The organism is Luteibacter sp. 9133, from assembly GCF_000800155.1.
Taxonomy (GTDB): domain Bacteria; phylum Pseudomonadota; class Gammaproteobacteria; order Xanthomonadales; family Rhodanobacteraceae; genus Luteibacter; species Luteibacter mycovicinus.
Genome location: NZ_JUHO01000001.1, coordinates 2,213,499 through 2,230,961, shown reverse-complemented (window position 1 = coordinate 2,230,961; position 17,463 = coordinate 2,213,499). Strand labels below are relative to the sequence as shown.

The 17,463-nt window shown below is 65.1% G+C and carries 17 protein-coding genes; 8 read left to right on the top strand and 9 right to left on the bottom strand.

All coding sequences use genetic code 11. From position 1 onward, the window contains the following. Positions 1-120: 120 nt before the first annotated feature. Positions 121-696, bottom strand: a complete 576-nt coding sequence (locus FA87_RS09585) for an acireductone dioxygenase (protein ID WP_043694149.1) — start codon at positions 694-696, stop codon at positions 121-123. Beyond that, a complete protein-coding gene (locus FA87_RS09580) occupies positions 693-1,337 on the bottom strand; it encodes a methylthioribulose 1-phosphate dehydratase (protein WP_043697805.1) in 645 nt (214 codons plus the stop codon). Before FA87_RS09580 ends, FA87_RS09585 begins: the two co-directional genes overlap by 4 nt. 187 nt (positions 1,338-1,524) lie before the next feature. Between FA87_RS09580 and FA87_RS09575 the strand changes: the two genes are divergently transcribed. After that, a complete protein-coding gene (locus FA87_RS09575; protein WP_036112961.1) occupies positions 1,525-1,857 on the top strand; it encodes a high-potential iron-sulfur protein in 333 nt (110 codons plus the stop codon). Positions 1,858-2,229: 372 nt separating this feature from the next. Here FA87_RS09575 and FA87_RS09570 read toward each other — a convergent pair whose 3' ends face one another. The 3 genes from FA87_RS09570 to FA87_RS09560 form a co-directional block, all read right to left on the bottom strand. After that, positions 2,230-3,678 (bottom strand): amino acid permease, encoded by a 1,449-nt coding sequence (locus FA87_RS09570; protein ID WP_043694146.1) that lies wholly within the window; start codon positions 3,676-3,678, stop codon positions 2,230-2,232. A 90-nt stretch (positions 3,679-3,768) separates the two neighbouring features. Next, positions 3,769-5,259: an amino acid permease gene (locus FA87_RS09565; protein WP_043694144.1), complete on the bottom strand. Its 1,491-nt coding sequence runs from the start codon at positions 5,257-5,259 to the stop codon at positions 3,769-3,771. Between the two features lie 217 nt (positions 5,260-5,476). After that, a complete protein-coding gene (locus FA87_RS09560) occupies positions 5,477-6,445 on the bottom strand; it encodes a hypothetical protein (protein WP_043694143.1) in 969 nt (322 codons plus the stop codon). A 143-nt stretch (positions 6,446-6,588) separates the two neighbouring features. Here FA87_RS09560 and FA87_RS09555 point away from each other — a divergent pair, with 143 nt between their 5' ends. After that, on the top strand, positions 6,589-7,149 hold the full coding sequence (locus FA87_RS09555; RefSeq protein WP_052191261.1) for an NUDIX hydrolase: 561 nt from the start codon (positions 6,589-6,591) through the stop codon (positions 7,147-7,149). A 9-nt stretch (positions 7,150-7,158) separates the two neighbouring features. Here FA87_RS09555 and FA87_RS09550 read toward each other — a convergent pair whose 3' ends face one another. Beyond that, positions 7,159-7,683, bottom strand: coding sequence for a 3-hydroxyanthranilate 3,4-dioxygenase (locus tag FA87_RS09550; protein ID WP_043694141.1), 525 nt, complete (start codon positions 7,681-7,683; stop codon positions 7,159-7,161). Between the two features lie 61 nt (positions 7,684-7,744). Here FA87_RS09550 and FA87_RS09545 point away from each other — a divergent pair, with 61 nt between their 5' ends. Beyond that, positions 7,745-9,070, top strand: a complete 1,326-nt coding sequence (locus FA87_RS09545) for an FAD-binding oxidoreductase (protein WP_342633152.1) — start codon at positions 7,745-7,747, stop codon at positions 9,068-9,070. Position 9,071: 1 nt separating this feature from the next. Further along, complete coding sequence (locus tag FA87_RS09540) at positions 9,072-9,407, top strand: tRNA-binding protein (RefSeq protein ID WP_043694136.1); 336 nt, start codon at positions 9,072-9,074, stop codon at positions 9,405-9,407. Between the two features lie 23 nt (positions 9,408-9,430). Here the strand turns inward: FA87_RS09540 and FA87_RS09535 are convergent, their stop codons facing one another. From FA87_RS09535 to FA87_RS09525, 3 genes are read right to left on the bottom strand one after another with little or no spacing between them, the layout of a single operon-like run. Beyond that, positions 9,431-10,639 (bottom strand): acetyl-CoA C-acyltransferase, encoded by a 1,209-nt coding sequence (locus FA87_RS09535; RefSeq protein WP_043694133.1) that lies wholly within the window; start codon positions 10,637-10,639, stop codon positions 9,431-9,433. Between the two features lie 50 nt (positions 10,640-10,689). After that, a complete protein-coding gene (locus tag FA87_RS09530) occupies positions 10,690-13,059 on the bottom strand; it encodes a 3-hydroxyacyl-CoA dehydrogenase/enoyl-CoA hydratase family protein (protein ID WP_043694130.1) in 2,370 nt (789 codons plus the stop codon). 35 nt (positions 13,060-13,094) lie between these two features. After that, the gene (locus FA87_RS09525) at positions 13,095-13,757 is read right to left on the bottom strand and encodes a TetR/AcrR family transcriptional regulator (protein ID WP_036112986.1); all 663 of its coding nucleotides are present in this window, start codon (positions 13,755-13,757) and stop codon (positions 13,095-13,097) included. Positions 13,758-14,010: 253 nt separating this feature from the next. Between FA87_RS09525 and ndk the strand changes: the two genes are divergently transcribed. From ndk to FA87_RS09505, 4 genes are all read left to right on the top strand, one after another. Next, complete coding sequence (ndk, locus tag FA87_RS09520) at positions 14,011-14,436, top strand: nucleoside-diphosphate kinase (protein WP_036112989.1); 426 nt, start codon at positions 14,011-14,013, stop codon at positions 14,434-14,436. A gap of 8 nt (positions 14,437-14,444) precedes the next feature. Further along, complete coding sequence (gene rlmN / locus FA87_RS09515; protein ID WP_239709043.1) at positions 14,445-15,569, top strand: 23S rRNA (adenine(2503)-C(2))-methyltransferase RlmN; 1,125 nt, start codon at positions 14,445-14,447, stop codon at positions 15,567-15,569. Then, the gene (gene pilW / locus FA87_RS09510; RefSeq protein WP_043694127.1) at positions 15,559-16,329 is read left to right on the top strand and encodes a type IV pilus biogenesis/stability protein PilW; all 771 of its coding nucleotides are present in this window, start codon (positions 15,559-15,561) and stop codon (positions 16,327-16,329) included. Before rlmN ends, pilW begins: the two co-directional genes overlap by 11 nt. Positions 16,330-16,418: 89 nt before the next feature. Beyond that, positions 16,419-17,396, top strand: coding sequence for a helix-turn-helix domain-containing protein (locus tag FA87_RS09505; RefSeq protein ID WP_239709038.1), 978 nt, complete (start codon positions 16,419-16,421; stop codon positions 17,394-17,396). Positions 17,397-17,463: the final 67 nt, after the last annotated feature.

Sequence of the window (17,463 nt, the reverse complement as noted above, 5' to 3'; positions counted from 1 at the left end):
ACGTGAACAGGCTCGCTGGCTAAGACAGGGTATCCGACCCCAGCCACCACCTCGCGGAGGTCATCCGCGAGGTGGTGAGGGACGTCGTGCGCGCCACCTGAGGCCCGAAGCGTTCGGGGCTCAGGCTTCGCTGGTCTGCCCGGCGGAAGCGTGCGGGTTCATGCGCGGGAAGCGCTCCGCGATATCCGTTCCGGTGAAGTTCGCCACCCAGCCCTCGGTGTTGGTGAACAGGCGAATAGCCACGAAGTAGGGCGACTCGCTCATGTCGAACCAGTGAGGCGTGCCATCCGGTACGCCGATCAGGTCGCCCTTTTCGCAAAGCACCTCGTACACCTTGCCGTCGAGATGCAGGGTGAACTGACCGGCACCCGCGACGAAGAAGCGTACTTCGTCTTCGCTGTGCGTGTGCTCGTTGAGGAACTTCTGGCGGAACGCGGCACGATCGGGGTGATCGGGTTTGAGGCTGATGACATCGACCGACCGATAGCCGTTCTCCGCCATCAGCCGATCAATGTCGGTGCGGTAGGCGGCGATGACTTCGTCCTGCGTCGCACCCGGGGCGATTGGCTGGCCGGCTTCCCACTGCTCGAAGCGCACGCCGACCGCATGGAGCGCCGCTGCGATGTCGGCATGATTCTCGAGCACCGCGACCGGCGCTTCGTGCTTGTTGTCTTCGTAGATGCGCAGACGGCTCATGGGGTTAGCCTCCTCAGGTCGAGTTCGCAGCCCAGCAGAAATTCGAGTGCCTCAAGGTGACGGCGCGTCTCGGCCATGTCCCGACCCCACGTGTAGATGCCGTGCCCGTTGATCAGGTAGGCATGCAGCGGCTTGCCGGAGTCGATCCAGGCGTCCACACAGGCTTCGAGCTCCGGCATGTGCTGGGTATTGGGGAAAACGGGGATGTCGAGCACGCTTTCATGCGTGGTGTAGCCCGTGATGGCCTTCTGCAGCTCCCAGCCTTCGAGGCGCACCCGGCCCTCATCTGCAAACAGGCGCGAGCAGACGCTCTGCGTTCGCGAATGCGTGTGCAGCACGACGTTGGCTTCGGGAAAACGGCGATACACCTGCGTATGGAGTCCGGTCTCGGCGGAAGGTCGGTTGTCCGAGCCGACGGCCTTGCCATCCATGTCGACGACCATGATGTCGTCGCGTCCCAGCCGACCCTTGTCGCGGCCGGAAATCGTTATGGCGGCGAGCTCGTCGTCGATCCGCATCGAGAAGTTGCTGCTGGTCGCCGGAGTCCAGCCGAAGGCCGCAAGCTCGCGTGCCGCATCGGCGATGGCGTCGGCGCGCTCGGCGAGCAGGGCGGGATCGAGGTGGGACAGGGTCTTCGACATGGAGATTTGGACGTCCAAACGGGTATGAAGTGTATCACGCACGCCAAGGCGGACTTTTTTTCCGGTCTGCTGCGACCAGACGTCGCGGAGCGGAATGCGAACCACTGCTATTTTGGCAAATCGCGTACGCTTCAACTGGGTGCGAGCCATCTGGCCCGCAGGTTGCTTTATCGACGGAGGTTAACCAATGTCGCAAGACGATAAGAATATGGAGGGGCGCCGCCGCTTCCTCAAGGCCGCCGCTGGCGGCGTGGCCGCTGCGGCGGTCCTCGGGACGGTGCCGCGTTTCGCGAACGCGCAGGACCTGCCGCACCTCGCCACGAGCGACCCGACGGCTTCGGCGCTGAAATACGTCGAGGACGGCAGCAAGGCCGCTGGCAAGAAGGATCCGAAGGACGCCTGCATGAACTGTAACTTCTACAGCGGAAAGGCCGGCGCCGCATGGGGCCCATGCCAGCTGTTCCCCGGCAAGGCCGTGGCCGCCAAGGGCTGGTGCGTTTCGCACGCCGCGATGATGTGATTCCGGCCTGACGGTGGAAAAGGGAAAAGCGCCTTCGGGCGCTTTTTTTGTGGTGGGCCGGACGGACCGCTTTCCCGAGCCCAACCAAAGAAAAAGGCCAGCTCCACAGCCGGCCTTTCCAGCCCATGAAATCATGGGAATCGCAAAATGCAGCCCAAGCGCGTCAGGCCGAGGAGCTGACCCGCCTGACGCGCTGGGCGGCAATCCGGGGCCCACTGCCAAGTGATTTACCCGCGGACTGAGGATCATACTCCCCTCCCGCCGCAGGCTGCCAATGGCAGTTAAATGACAGGCCAATTTCTGCCTATCTCGTCGCAAAACAAGACCTTATAACGAAAACCTAATACTTTCTGTAAGATTTTTGTTAGCGGCTTACACGCGTGAGGAGCCGTGCTTCAGCCGGCTGTGGCGATACCCGTACGCGCCATAGATGGCCATGCCGATCAGGGTCCACGCGCCCATCAGCGCCCAGTTGTACCAGCTCATGTAGAACAGCAGGGCGATACAGCTGGCGATGCCGGCGAGGCAGGTGAACCAGACCCAGGGCACACGGAAAGTACGCGGGAGCCCCGGTGCGGTGAAGCGCAGGATCAGGACGCCGCCACACACGGCACAGAAGGCGATGAGCGTGCCCATCGAGGTCAGGTCGCCGAGAACGTTCAACGGGAAGACGGCGGCGAGCAACGCGATACCGACGCCCGTGATCACCGTGTTGAGGTGCGGCGTGCGGTACTTCGGGTGCACGGTGGTGAACACCTTCGGCAGCAGCCCGTCGCGACCCATGATCATGAAGATGCGTGGCTGGGCGATGACCATGACCAGCACCACCGAGGACAAGCCGATGAGGGCGCCCACTTCGACCACGCCGCGCAACCAGCCGAGTTCCGGATGGTTGCGGATGGCGGTGACGACCGGCTCGGACGTTCCGAGCTCGGTGAACGGGACGAGGCCGGTCAGCACGGCGGCCATGGCGATGTACAGCACCGTGCAGATGCCGAGCGAGGCGAGGGTGCTGATAGGCATGTCGCGCTGCGGGTTCTTGGATTCCTGCGCCGCCGTCGAGGTCGCCTCGAAGCCGATGTAGGCGAAGAACACCATGGAGGCGCCGCGCAGGATACCGGACCAGCCGTACTTGTTCTCTCCCTGGTTCTCAGGGATGAACGGGTGCCAGTTGGCGGTATCGATGTGCTGTGCGCCGACCACGATCACGGTGATGATCAGGGCGGTCTTCAGCAGCACCATCGCCATGTTGATGCCGGCGGACTCGCGGATGCCGACGTAGCAGAGCCAGGTCAGAGCCAGCACGATACCTACGGCCGGAAGATTGAACAGGGCGCCGGTGGTGACCAGGTGGCCATCGACGTAATCGAGCGGCGCGTTGGTCAGGACGGTCGGGATATGAATGCCGACGTGGTCGAGCAAGCTGACGAAATAGCCCGTCCAGCTGACTGCGACGGCGGACGCCGAGACGCCATATTCGAGGACGAGGTTCCAGCCGATGAACCAGGCGGCACCTTCGCCGAGGGTGGCGTACGCGTAGGAGTACGCACTACCGGAAACGGGAATCATCGAGGCGAACTCGGCATAGCACAGCGCGGTGAACGTGCTGCAGATGGCCGCGAGGATGAAGGAGATGATGATCGCCGGGCCTGCGTGCTCCGCCGCGGCGACGCCGGTAATGACGAAGATGCCGCCGCCGATGACCGCGCCGATGCCCAGCGCGGTCAAACCCCAGGGGCCAAGGGTGCGGCGCAGGGCGGGGCCGTGCGCGTCGTCGGGTTCAGCCTGAGGGGCTTTCTTGGCGAGTAACTGCTTGAGCATGGGCGGCCCGGAAAGAAAAGACGTTAAGAGAATAGCCGCAAACGGAAAGGCCGGCGGGAGCCCGCCGGCCTTGTCACGTGCGCGTGTCGATCAGGAGAGCGACTTGCGCAACTTGCTGTGTGCGTAACCGTAGCCGAAGTAGATCAGCTGGCCGATGACGATCCAGCCGCACATCAGCCGCCAGTGTTCTTCAAACGCCTGCCAGAACAGGTAGACGCAGGCGAGGGCGCCGATGATGCAGATCGGCCAGACGAACGGAACGCGGAAGCTGCGCTTCAGCTCCGGACGGGTGTAACGCAGGATGAGCACGCCGATGCAGACGGTGGCGAAGGCGAGCAGGGTACCCATGGAGACAAGTTCGCCGAGCACGCTGACGGGGAACAGACCGGCCATGGCGGCCGCGGCGACGCCCACGATGATCGTGCCGATATACGGCGTGCGGAACTTCGGGTGGACCTTGGCCATGGTCTGCGGAAGCAGGCCGTCCTTCGCCATCGAGAAGAAGATGCGCGGCAGGCCCATGAGCATCACGAGGATGACCGAGGACAGGCCGGTGATCGCACCGAGGATGACCAGCGCTTTCAACCAGGACAGATGCGGATACAGACCAAGCGCGGTGGCGACCGGCTCCGGCGTGTTGAGCATGCGGAACGGGGCGATACCGGTCAGGACCAGCGCGACGGCGATGTACAGCACCGTGCAGATGGCGAGCGAGCCGAGAATGCCGATCGGCATGTCGCGCTGCGGGTTCTTCGCTTCGCCGGCGGCGGTGGAGACCGCATCGAAGCCGACATAGGAGAAGAACACGATGGTCGCGGCGCGGAAGATGCCGCCCCAGCCGTAGGTACCCGGGCCTTCCGCTTCCGGGATGAACGGATGCCAGTTGGACGGGTTGATCACCTGGATGGCGAAAGCGAGGAACAGCAGGATCACGGTGACCTTGATCGCCACGATGATCGAGTTGACGAAGGCCGACTGAGTGATACCGACGTAGCACAGGCCCGACAGCGCCGCGATGATGCAGACCGCGGGGAGGTTGATCAGGGTGCCGGTCGCCTGGATATGCCCCTCGACGAACTGGTACGGCGCCGACGCGAGCGCGGCGGGCAGGGCGAGATTGCTGCCGGTGAACTGGCCGACCATGCCGAGCAGTTCGTTGAAATAGCCTGACCAGCCCGCGGCGACCGTCGCGGCGGCGAACAGGTATTCGAGGACGAGATTCCAGCCGACGAACCAGGCGACGTACTCGCCGAGCGTGGCATAGGAATAGGAGTAGGCGCTGCCCGAGACCGGGAGCATGGCCGCGAATTCGGCGTAGCAGAGGCCTGCAAGGGCGCAGGCGAAACCGGCGATAAGGAAGCTGATGACCAGTGCGGGACCCGCGTGAAGCGCGGCGGCCTGGCCGGTGATGACGAAGATACCTGCACCGATGACGGCGCCGACACCGAGAAGGATCAGGTGCTTCGCGGTGAGTACGCGCTTCAGCTCGTTATTTCCGTGGGCGCTGGTGCTGATGTGCTCACCGGCGTCTACGTGCGGCGCGGCCTCGATCGGATGCGTCGCGAACAGGTGTTTCAACATGTGTCTCCCCTACTACCGGAATGTAGCCTTTTATTATTGGGACCGCCGCGTGACTCACGGTGGACACGCCGCTGTCTTAAAGCGCTGGCACGGCACCATAGCCCAGCGGGCATTGGCCGTACAAGCTGCGATGCGGGGCGTGCCAAGGCCCTGCACGGACAGGGTGCGGATGTCGAGCATGACTTACGGCGGTTGTGCATGGCGCGGTGCTGCTTTCTCAGAAAACCATGTTCAGCGCGGCCTGCGGTGCCACGTAGTCGCCGGCGTTGCGGCCCGCGACGGTGAACTGGACGCCTGCGATGAGCCCCACCGTGGGGCTGAAGTGGTACTCCACCGCCGGGGCGAGGCTGATGTCATGGGATGCTGCGACACGATGGCGGGTCGTCTGCCCGTGGCGCGACCGACCGCTGACGGACACCGCACTCGCGCGATTCCAGATCGCTTCGCCGACCAGGCCCCAGCGCGTGTCGAGGACATATTCGGCGGCAAGGGTCGCGTTCCAGGCCTGCCCGACGCGTGCCCGGCCGCGAAATCCTTCGGCGGTACCATAAACGCTGCTGTCGTGAACCTTGACGTGCCCCGGCGACGGGCTCCAGGCGAGTTGCCCGCGCCAGCGCAAGGCGTGGTGGTTCGGCAGCCAGTGCAGCTGCTGCGCGCCGAGGCTCAGCGTGGTTCGCGCGGCGCCGTTGCCCGTCGCATTCAGCGGATTGGTGTCCAGTCGCTGGTATTTGCCGGTGACGAAGCGCTGCGCCACCGCCAGGGCCAGCACCAGGCCGGTGCCGTCAGCCGCGGGGGCGATCAGGCGCTGTTGCACGCGCAGTACGGAGTCGCCCATGCGAAGACCGTCGGTGTGCCGTCCGCCGCCGGACGTGCGCGAGGCGTTCAGCGTGAGCTGAACCGCACTGCTGTCGGTCAGGGCGTACGTCATGGGAACGGCGACCTGCCATTGGCGGTACATCGGATGCTGCTCGCGGCGGTGGCCGGTGTTGTCGTAGCTGCCTCGCGTATTCGTATGGATGAGGTAAGGCTCGATGTTGAGCATCCCCATCGGCATCGTGTTGACGGCGGGCGTCACGAGCGGGCCGGTAAAGCGGGGCGATTCCTGCTCCGGCGACGCCTGTGCGGCGAAGGCTGGCGGTATCGTCAGGGCGAGTAAGAGGGCGGTGACGTTGGGGATGTAGCGCATGCTGCGATTCCTTGCTGGGCTGAACTGCCATGCGCGTCGTGCGCATGGACCCATCCTAGGCGGCCACGTCCCCTGAAAAACATCGGATTAGTCTTAAAATGTCGTGCGAGAATGCTCAGCTCGACCGCCACCGAAGGGTCCGCATGCACGCCGAACGCCACGCCTTGCTCGATGCTTTTCGTCACTATGGCGAGCGATGGCCAGCCGAACCGGATGTGGAGCGATGTGTCGCCTGGTTACGCGATAGCGAGCAGCCATTCCATCGCGAGACGTTGGCCGGGCACTTCACCGGCTCCGCATGGCTGGTCAGCGGCGACGGCGAGCGCGTTCTGCTCATGCTGCATCGCAAGCTCGGCCGCTGGCTTCAGCCGGGTGGTCATGCCGATGGCGATCCCGACCTGGCCGAGGTCGCCCTTCGCGAAGCGCGGGAAGAGACCGGACTGCGGGATCTCGAGGTTCATCCCGTCATCTTCGACGTCGATACCCATCGCATCCCCGCACGGGGGCACGAGCCGGAGCACTGGCACCATGACGTGCGTTACGTGGTGGTCGCGCGCGGCGACGAGACGTTCGTCGTCAACGAGGAAGCACTCGCGCTGGCGTGGCGTCCGGTCGCCGATATCGCGGCGGATCCGGAAGCGGATGTGTCCTTGCGACGCATGGCGGCCAAGTGGCTCGTCATGCGCGATACGCTGATGTCGTAGCGCGGGGCCTCAGTCCTTGTATTTCGCCGGTGCCGGATGCAGAGTGCCGCACTCGGTGCACGTGCGCGCCTCGACCGACCGGTAGAAGCGTTCGAAGACGGGCGGGAAGTCGTTCTCGATGCTGTCCAAAGGGAAATAGGTCTCGAACAGCTTGTGGTTGCAGTTTTCGCAGAACCACATCAATCCGTCCCGTTCACCCGCCAGCCGCCGCCGCTCGACGACGAGGCCTACCGAATCGGGCATGCGTTGCGGTGAATGCGGGACTCTCGCGGGCAGGTAGAAGACTTCGCCGGCACGGATCGGTATGTCGCGTGCCCGACCTTCGTCCTGCACCTTCAGGACCATCTCGCCTTCGAGCTGATAGAAGAACTCCGGGCCCTCGTCGTAGTGGTAATCGGTGCGCGCGTTCGGGCCACCGACGATCATGATGATGAAATCGCCATCGACGATGCATTTGTTGCCGACTGGCGGCTTGAGCAGCGCGCGGTTGTCGTCGATCCATCGCTGAAGGTCGATCGGGGGGAGCAGACTCATGGCCGGGCGTCGTATGAGAAGTCACTGAATCATACTCCGGTGTCTTCGGGTACTTCCCGTCGTGGCCCGCACTGTCGTACAACTGCGCTCTTTCGTCACCGGATCGCCGCCCATGCCGTCGTGGTACCACGACCGGGTCCCCGCACCCGAACGCCGGCCGCCGCCGCAGGGCAGGCGCGAGGCGGCCGTCGTGGTCGTTGGCGGCGGCTTTGCCGGGCTGAATACCGTCCTCGGTCTCGCCGCGCGGGGCGTGCGCGACATCGTGTTGCTCGACGCGGAGACCATCGGTTTCGGCGCGTCCGGCCGCAATGGTGGCTTCGTCTTCGCCGGTTACTCACTGGGTGAGCGCGCGCTGCTGGAACGTGCCGGCCCCGGCCGTGCAAGACAGCTCTACGGCCGCACGGTGGATGCCGTGAACCTCATTCGCGAGCGCATCTCCACGCTGACCATCGACTGCGACATGGTCGACGCCGGGGTGGTCTGGGCGAACTGGTTCCGCGATGCCGGCCTGCTGCGTGCGCGCCAGGAACTGCTCGCGCGGGAGTACGGGGCCGACTGGCAGTGGATACCCGCGAACGCCATGCACGAGTTCGTTCACAGCGCTCGCTATCACGATGGTCTGTACGAGCGGAACGCCCTGCACATCGACCCGCTGGCTTATGCGCGCGGACTGGCGCGCGCCGCCGAGAGCGCAGGAGTCACCATCCACGAGGGATCGCGGGTGCGCATGCTTGAGCGTCGCGGACCACGCTGGACGCTGCGCGTGGGCGATGCGGAAATCGAAACGCCGAACGTCGTCCTGGCCTGCGGCGGCTATCTGGCCGGGCTGGATCGCGACATAGACCGCGCCGTGCTTCCCATTGCGACGTATGTGATGGTGACGGAGCCGCTGGGCGAAAGCCTGGGTGCGTGCATGCGGACGCGCGCGGCGATCTACGACACACGCTTCGCCTTCGATTATTACCGTCCCCTGACGGACACGCGGCTGCTCTGGGGCGGTCGCATCTCGGTGCGCGACCGGTCGCCGCGCGCCGTGCAGCGATTGCTCAGGCGCGATCTGGCACGCGTCTTCCCGTCCCTGAAAGATGCGCGGATCGAGAAAGCCTGGTCGGGCCTGATGAGCTATGCACGCCATGAGATGCCCCAGGTCGGCACTCACGGCAACGGACTCTGGTACGCACAGGCATTCGGAGGCCATGGGCTGGCACCAACCTGCGCGGCGGGCGAAGCGCTGGCCGATGCGATCGCCGGCGGAGACACGTCCCTCGCGGCCTACGCGGACTTCGGTCTGGATCCCGTGCATCGCCCGTTCGGTTATCTTGCGGCTCAGGGGACGTACTGGAATCATGAATTCCGCGACTGGTTCAAGTCGCGACTGGAAGGATGACATGAGCGAGGAAATCAGCTGGGCCGACTTCGAGAAGGTCATGCTCGTCGCAGGCACCATCGTGCGCGCGGAGGCCTTTCCCGAGGCACGGCGCCCGGCCTACAAGATCTGGGCGGACTTCGGTGAGCACGGCGAACGAAAGACCAGTGCGCAGGTCGCCGCGATCTATGCGGCCGAGGAGCTGGTGGGCAAGCAGATCGTCGGGGTGATCAATTTCCCCGAGAAGCAGATCGGGCCGTTCCGGTCGCAGTTCCTGTTGACCGGATTTCATACCGATGAGGGCGTGGTGATCACGACGACGGAGCGGGCGGTGCCGAACGGGGCCAGGCTGGCCTGATCCCCGCCGGACACCGCCTCACCTCACAGCGATTCGAAGATGCCGGCGGCACCCATGCCCGTGCCGATGCACATCGTCACCATGCCGTATTTCTGTTTCCGGCGGCGGAGGCCGTGGATCAGCGTGGCGGCGCGGATGGCGCCGGTAGCGCCCAGCGGGTGGCCCAGCGCGATGGCGCCGCCCAGCGGATTGACCTTCGACGGATCGAGGCCGAGATCGCGGATGACCGCGAGCGCCTGCGCCGCGAAGGCCTCGTTCAGTTCGATCCAGTCGAGCTGATCCTGGGTGATGCCGGTCTGCTTGAGTGCCTTGGGAATCGCTTCCTTCGGGCCGATGCCCATGACTTCGGGCGCCACACCGGCGACGGAGAAACCGACGAAGCGCGCAAGCGGGGTCAGACCGTGGTCCTTGATCGCCTTCTCGCTGGCGATCAGCAGGGCGCCGGCACCGTCGGACATCTGCGAGGAGTTGCCCGCGGTGACCGAGCCGCCGAACTGGCCGTTGCGGAACACCGGACGCAGCTTGCCGAGCACCTCCAGCGTCGTGTCCTTGCGCGGACCTTCGTCGGTGTCGATGACGCGACGGTCTTCGCGAACGCTGTGGTTCTTCAGGTCGGGGTAGCGGTCGTCGAGCTGGAACGGGGTGATCTCGTCCCTGAACTCACCGGCGGCGATCGCCGCGAAGGCACGCTCGTGCGACTGCAGGGCGAAGCGGTCCTGATCCTCGCGGCTGACCTTCCAGCGCTCGGCGACCTTCTCGGCCGTGATGCCCATGCCGAACGCGATGGCGCGGTTTTCGTCGTTGTCGAAGATCGCCGGATTCATGGCGATCTTGTTGCCCATCATCGGCACCATGCTCATCGACTCGGTACCGCCGGCGAGCATCAGGTCGGCCTCACCCAGGCGGATGCGGTCGGCCGCCATCGCGATGGCCTGCACGCCGGACGAGCAGAAGCGGTTGATGGTGACGCCCGGGACCTGCTCCGGCAGGCCCGCCAGCAGCACGCCGATGCGTGCGACGTTCATGCCTTGCTCGGCTTCCGGCATCGCGTTGCCGATGACGGCGTCGGCGATCAGGGCGGGGTCGATGCCCGGGGCCTGCTCGATGACGGCGCGGATGACATGCGCGAGCAGGTCGTCGGGGCGGGTATTGCGGAACACGCCGCGCGGCGCCTTGCCCACCGGGGTGCGGGTGGCGGCGACGATGTACGCGTCTTGCACTTGCTTGCTCATGATTGGTTCCTTTAAGTGGTGAAGTCGGATGCGTAAGAGCGCGAAGCGCGTCAGTTACTCAGCGGCTTCCCCGTCGTCATCGTGTGCGCGATGCGGGCCTGGGTCTTTTCGGTCTGTGCCAGTTCGACGAAGTGGCGACGCTCGAGCGCGAGCAGCCACGTCTCATCGACCAGCGAGCCACGCTCGATCTTGCCGCCCGCCAGGGTGTCGGCGATGCGGCTGGCGATGTCGATGTCATGCGGCGAGGCGAAATAGCCTTCGGCGAGATTCGCGAGCGAGGCTTTGAACGTGGCCGTGGCGACGTCGCCGCCGACCGGGATGGCGCGGCCGGGCATGGGCGGGCGATAGCCGGACTCGGCCAGGGCGACCGCCTGGGCCTTGGCCACGTGCAGCACCTCGTACGAATTGAAGACCACGATGTCGTCCTTGCGCAGGAGACCCATGGATTTGGCTTCGAGTGCGCTGGTCGAGACCTTGGCCATCGCCACGGTCTCGAAAATCTTCTTCAGGAACTCGAACGGGTCTTCCGGGTTGGCCTGCGCGGCGCGCACGGCGAACTCCTTCAGGCCACCGCCAGCGGGCAGCAGGCCCACGCCGGCTTCGACCAGACCGATATAGCTTTCCAGCGCCGCGACCGTACGCGCCGAATGCATCTGGAACTCGCAGCCTCCACCGAGGGCCAGGCCGCGAACGGCCGCGATCACCGGCACCAGCGAATACTTGATGCGCATGCTGGTGGCCTGGAAGTTCGCCACCATGGCTTCGAACTGAGCCAGCTTGCCGGCTTGCAAGAGGCCCAGCGCGCCCTTGAGGTCCGCACCGGCCGAGAACGGCTCGGACGGCTGCCACAGCACGACGCCGCGAAACTGCTGCTCCGCCAGGCCGATCGCATGCTGGATGCCGTCGAGCACGTGATCGTTGACCGTATGCATCTTGGTCTTGAACGAGATCACGCCGATGTCGTCGCCCGAGTGCCACAGGCGCACGCTGTCGTTCTCCCAGACCGTGGTGCCATGGTCGAATTTCTCGCCCAGGATCGGATCCGGGAAGGCCTGGCGCGCGTAGACCGGGTGCGAGGAACGCGGCTTCTCCGCGTTGGCACTGGCCGAGTACGAGCCGGCCTTGCCGTGCACGCCGGCCCGACCGTCGGTGACCCAGGCGGGCAGGGGTGCGCTGCTCATGGTCTTGCCGGCGGCGATGTCTTCGGCGATCCAGCCGGCGATCTGCTGCCAGCCGGCGGCCTGCCAGAGCTCGAAGGGACCGAGCTTCCAGCCGTAACCCCAGCGGATGGCGAAATCGACGTCACGCGCCGTCTCGGCGATATCGGCCAGGTGGAAGGCGGTGTAATGGAAGAGATCGCGGAACACCGCCCAGAGGAACTGGGCCTGCGGATCCTGCGACGCGCGCAACCGGGCGAACTTCTCGGCGGGATCCTTGATGGCCAGAATGGCCGAGACCTCGTCGGAGGCCTTCTGCTCGGACGGGCGATAGTCCTGCTTCTGCAGGTCGAGCACCACGATGTCCTTACCGGCCTTGCGGTAGAAACCCGCGCCGGTCTTCTGGCCGAGCGCGCCCTTGTCGATCAGACCTTTGAGCCAGACCGGCGGCTGGAAATACGAGTGCCACGGATCGTCCGGGAGCGTGTCGCCCATGGTCTTGACCACGTGCGCCAGTGTGTCGAGGCCGACGACGTCCGCGGTGCGGAAGGTGGCGCTCTTCGGGCGGCCGATGGCCGGGCCGGTCAGCGCGTCGACGGTGTCGAAGCCCAGGCCGAACTGTTCAGTGTGGTGCATGGTCGACAGCATCGAGAACACGCCGATGCGGTTGCCGATGAAGTTCGGGGTGTCCTTGGCGTAGACGACGCCCTTGCCCAGCGTCGTGGTCAGAAAGGCTTCGAGGCCTTCCAGTACGCCCTTGTCGGTCAGTCTGGTCGGGATCAGCTCGACCAGATGCATGTAACGCGGCGGGTTGAAGAAATGCACACCCGTGAAGCGGTGGCGCATCTCTTCGGGCAGCGCCTCGGCCAGCCCGTTGATCGACAGGCCCGACGTGTTGGACGCCAGCACGGCGGTCTTCGACACGTGCGGGGCGATCTTCTGATACAGGTCGAGCTTCCAGTCCATGCGCTCGGCGATCGCTTCGATCACCAGGTCCACGTCGGCCAGCTGGGCCAGATCGTCCTCGTAGTTCGCCGGGATGATCGCGGCGCCAAGCGTTTTCTCCGCCAGCGGGGCGGGCGACAGCTTGGCCAGGTTGGCGATCGCCTTGAGGGCGATGCCGCTCTTCGGACCTTCCTTCGCGGGCAGGTCGAACAGCACGGTTTCAACGTTGGCGTTCGTCAGGTGAGCGGCAATCTGCGCGCCCATGACGCCGGCGCCGAGTACCGCGGCCTTGCGAATGCGTAACGGTGTTGCGGTCATGATGATCTCCGGTGGTACTTGGGATTCGTCCACGGTCAGCGCGTGGCCGTGGAGTTCGAAACGGTGGGGCTTCGCAGGCCGGCGGCGGCGAAGCGGATGAGGTGCTCGGCGGCGCTCTCCCGGTGGTCGCGTTCGTCCACGTCGTTCTTGCGCTGGATGATTCCGAAATCGGCCATCGCATAGGTCAGCGCGCCGGTGACGATGTCGAGGCGCCAGTAAATCTCCTCCTTGGCGAGACCAGGGAGCAGTCGGCCGAACTCGGCGGCGAACTGCCGCAGCACGTGGCCGTAGTTCTCGGAAAGGAACCGGCGCAGCGTCTCGTTGTGCTCGGCATAGGCCCGGGCCAGTACGCGGACGAAGGCGGCGCCGCCCCCGTCGTTCCGGGACAGGTCCAGAGCCGGCCTGATGTAGGCGTCGAGGATGTCCTCCAGGGACGTCCCGGCCTTGCCAGCCACCCTGGCCAGTGCCGCCAGGCGCCGGCTGTTCAGCTCGTCCAGCCGGCGGCGGAACACTTCCTCGATCAGCTTGTCCTTCGAACCGAAGTGGTAGTTGACCGCGGCCAGATTGACCCGGGCGGCAGCCGTCACCTGGCGCAGCGACGCCCCGGCGAAGCCATGCGTGGCGAACAGGGCCTCGGCGGCACCCAGGATGCGTTCCTTGGTGGTCCGCTCGCGGGACGCGTAGGGTGCGCTGGTCATGTCGGCGGACTCCGAGGCGGCAGGTTTGAATCAAACGATCGTTTGAGAATACGCCCGGGTCCGCGAAAGGGTCAATGTGCGAACGCACATGACGCCGGAGGCCTGCAAACGGCTTGCGATTGAGCTAGAATCTGTCAAGATTTCGTGAGCTAAGTCAGTCATTCCTGACGGCTTTGGCCCCAAACTTTCACCGGGCGTCCCCGCGGACGCTGGCAGACTCGTTCACCCTTTTCCCATTCCCCGGAGCAAACGTATGGCGCTGGAGCGCACCCTTTCGATCATCAAGCCCGACGCCGTCAAGAAGAACGTCATCGGTGAAATCCTGACCCGCTTCGAAAAGGCCGGTCTCAAGATCGTCGCCGCGAAGCTGAAGCAGCTGACCCGCGAAGAGGCCGAAGGCTTCTACGCCGTCCACAAGGAGCGTCCGTTCTTCGGCGCCCTGGTCGACTTCATGATCTCCGGCCCGGTCATGATCCAGGCCCTGGAAGGCGAAGGCGCGGTCCTCAAGAACCGTGACCTGATGGGCGCCACCAATCCGAAGGAAGCCGCCGCGGGCACGATCCGCGCCGACTTCGCCGAGTCCATCGACGCCAACGCGGTCCATGGTTCGGACTCGCTCGAGAACGCCGCGAACGAGATCAAGTACTTCTTCAACGACTCGGAAGTCGTTTCGCACTGAGACACGCCGTGAATACGCCTGCTGACAAGGTCAACCTGCTCGATTTCGATCGCCAGGGGCTGCGCGATTTCTTCGCCCAGCTCGGCGAGAAGCCCTATCGCGCCGAACAGGTCATGAAGTGGATCTACCACCGTCTTGAAAGCGATTTCGAGAATATGACCGATGTCGGCAAGGCGTTGCGTGAAAAGCTCAGCGCCAGCTGCTATGTGGGCCCGCCCAAGACCGCGTTCGAAAAGACCGCGGTCGACGGCACCCAGAAGTGGCTGCTCGGTATGGATGGCGGCAACGCCATCGAGACCGTGTACATCCCGGAGCCGACCCGCGGAACGCTTTGCGTGTCGTCGCAGGTCGGCTGCGCCCTGAACTGCCAGTTCTGCTCCACGGCAACGCAGGGTTTCTCCCGCAACCTGTCGACGGCCGAGATCATCGGTCAGGTCTGGGTCGCGGCCAAACATCTGGGCAACGTGCCTCACCAGCAACGCCGCATCACCAACGTGGTGATGATGGGCATGGGTGAGCCGCTGCTCAATTTCGACAACGTGGTGAAGGCCATGAGTCTGATGCGCGACGACCTGGGCTTCGGCCTGGCCAGCAAGCGCGTCACGCTCTCCACGGCCGGCCTCGTTCCGATGATCGACAAGCTTTCGACGGAAAGCGACGTCTCGCTGGCCGTCTCGCTTCATGCGGCCAACGACGAGCTGCGCACCGAGCTGGTCCCGCTGAACAAGCGCTACCCGCTGGCGGAGCTCATGGCGGCCTGCGAGCGCTACATCAATCGCGCGCCGCGCACCTCGATCACGTTCGAATACACGCTGATGAAGGGCATCAACGATCGCCCCGAACATGCCAGGCAGCTGATCAAGTTCATGCGCCGCCTGCCGGGCGCGAACAAGGTCAACCTCATTCCGTTCAATCCTTTCCCGGGAACGCGCTTCGAGCGCTCCAATCAGGAAGACATCCGCAACTTCCAGACCCAGCTGCTCAACGCCGGTGTACTTACGATGCTTCGCCGCACCCGTGGTGACGACATCGACGCCGCTTGCGGCCAGCTGAAAGGGCAGGTGGTCGATCGCACGCGCCGTCAGGCGGAATTCCGCAAGAAGCTGGAAGAGGGAGTGGTGAATGCGGCTTGAGCGGTGGGGGATGCTGGTGGCGCTCGTGTGGGCGTGCACCGGCTGCGTGGGTGACGGCTCGGTCCTGAAGCCCGCCACGGCGGCGGATGAGCGCGCCAAGGGAGCTCAGGTGCACACCGAACTCGGTCAGCGCTACATGGAGAGCGGCAACCTGCAGGGCGCGATGGAAAAACTGCAGAAAGCGCTGAGCTTCGATCCCAGATATGTGCCCGCCCACACGGTGATCGCGGTGCTTTACGAGCGGATCAACGATCCGGTCAATGCGGAGCTGCACTACCGTAAGGCCATCGAGTTCGATCCGAAAAAGGGGTCGCTGAACAACAATCTCGCCGTGTTCCTGTGCAAGCAGGGGCGTGCAGGCGAGGCCAAACCGTTCTTCGATCGTGCCCTGGCGGATCCGTTTTACGAAACGCCCGACCTGGCCATGACCAACGCGGGCACCTGCCAGATCCAGGCTCACGATTACGAGGCCGCGGAAGGTTACTTCCGCAGGGCGCTCGAGCGTAATGGCAACAACGCCGATGCCCTGTATCAGATGGCTTACCTGTTGTACCTTAAGAACGATGCGTTCCGGGCACGGGCCTTCATGCAGCGCTATGAAGCGCTGGCCAGGCCCACTCCGGATTCGTTGAAGCTCGGTCGCGATATCGAGCTCCGTCTGGGCAACGGGGAGGTTGCCCAGGACTATGCCAAACGGTTGCGCTCACAGTTCCCGGATTCGGAACAAGCGCGCTCACTCGAAGCCAGCGCACGTCAATGACATCCGTACCTTCGAATTCTTCCGGTCGGGACGATCGCGAACAGGATCTGTTCGCCGGGCTCGCGCCGAACGCACACACGGAGCAAGCCATGGATCCCCAGCTCGATGTGAACGCTGACGAGGGCGGTCGCGTCCTCATCGACCTCGGCGCTGGCACCACGGGCTTCGGAGCCCGTCTGCGTGCCGCCCGGGAGGCGCGTGGCTACACCATCGAGGCCTGCGGCCAGGCGTTGCGTCTGCCGTCGCGCCTGCTGCGCCAGCTGGAAGCGGGCGAGTACGGTGGCATCGACTACCAGGTTTATCTGGCCGGCTATCTCAGTAAATACGGCAACCATCTCGGCGTCGACCCGGAAGCCATTCAGGCCGAGCTCGCGCGCCTGACCCCGCGCCAGCCGGAGCTCGTCGTCACCGGTGGGGTGTCCCATTCGCGCTATCTGCTCGAGCGCTATGTGACCGCCGCCACGTACGTCGTGCTGACCGCGGTGATCGTCGTGCCCATGGTCTGGCTCGGCGTACGCGGCACGCTCGATCGCGATATGCCGCGCCTGGCTCCGCTGGATGCCGCTCCCGTCGCTCAGCAGGACGCCCCGGCCGGCGCCTCGTCCACCGCGCTCGCGAGCGATGCCGCCCCCGCCAGGCCGGCGGCCGTGTCGGAGCCCCGCGCCGAGGACCAGCAACCGCTGCTGGCGTCGATGGCCATGTTCCCGCCGCTGGACCGGGGCGCCGCCAGGGCGCCGCTGGCTACCGCCGCCGCCGCGCCTGTCGTCGATGACGCGGCGAAGGCTCAGGGGCAGGGCGCGCACAGCCTTTCCCTGTCGTTGCCGTCCGCGAGCTGGGTCGAAGTGACGGCCGCCGATGGCTCGCGTCTGGAGTACGGCATCCTGCCTGCCGGAACGCAGAAGTCCTACCGCAGCGACAGCCCTCTGGATGTCCGCATCGGCAATGCCACGGGTGCCCAGGCCTCGGTGGACGGGCAGGCCGTGCAGATCGACGCGTTCCGCCGCGCCAACGTCGCCCGTTTCCGTGTGGATATCCGCGACGGCAAGGCGACGCCGGTCTCCAACTGATCGCCGCGAGCGTGGTTCCGTCTCAGCGCGGCGCCGCCGGCCCGCGCTTTTCGGTTATCCTTGCCTA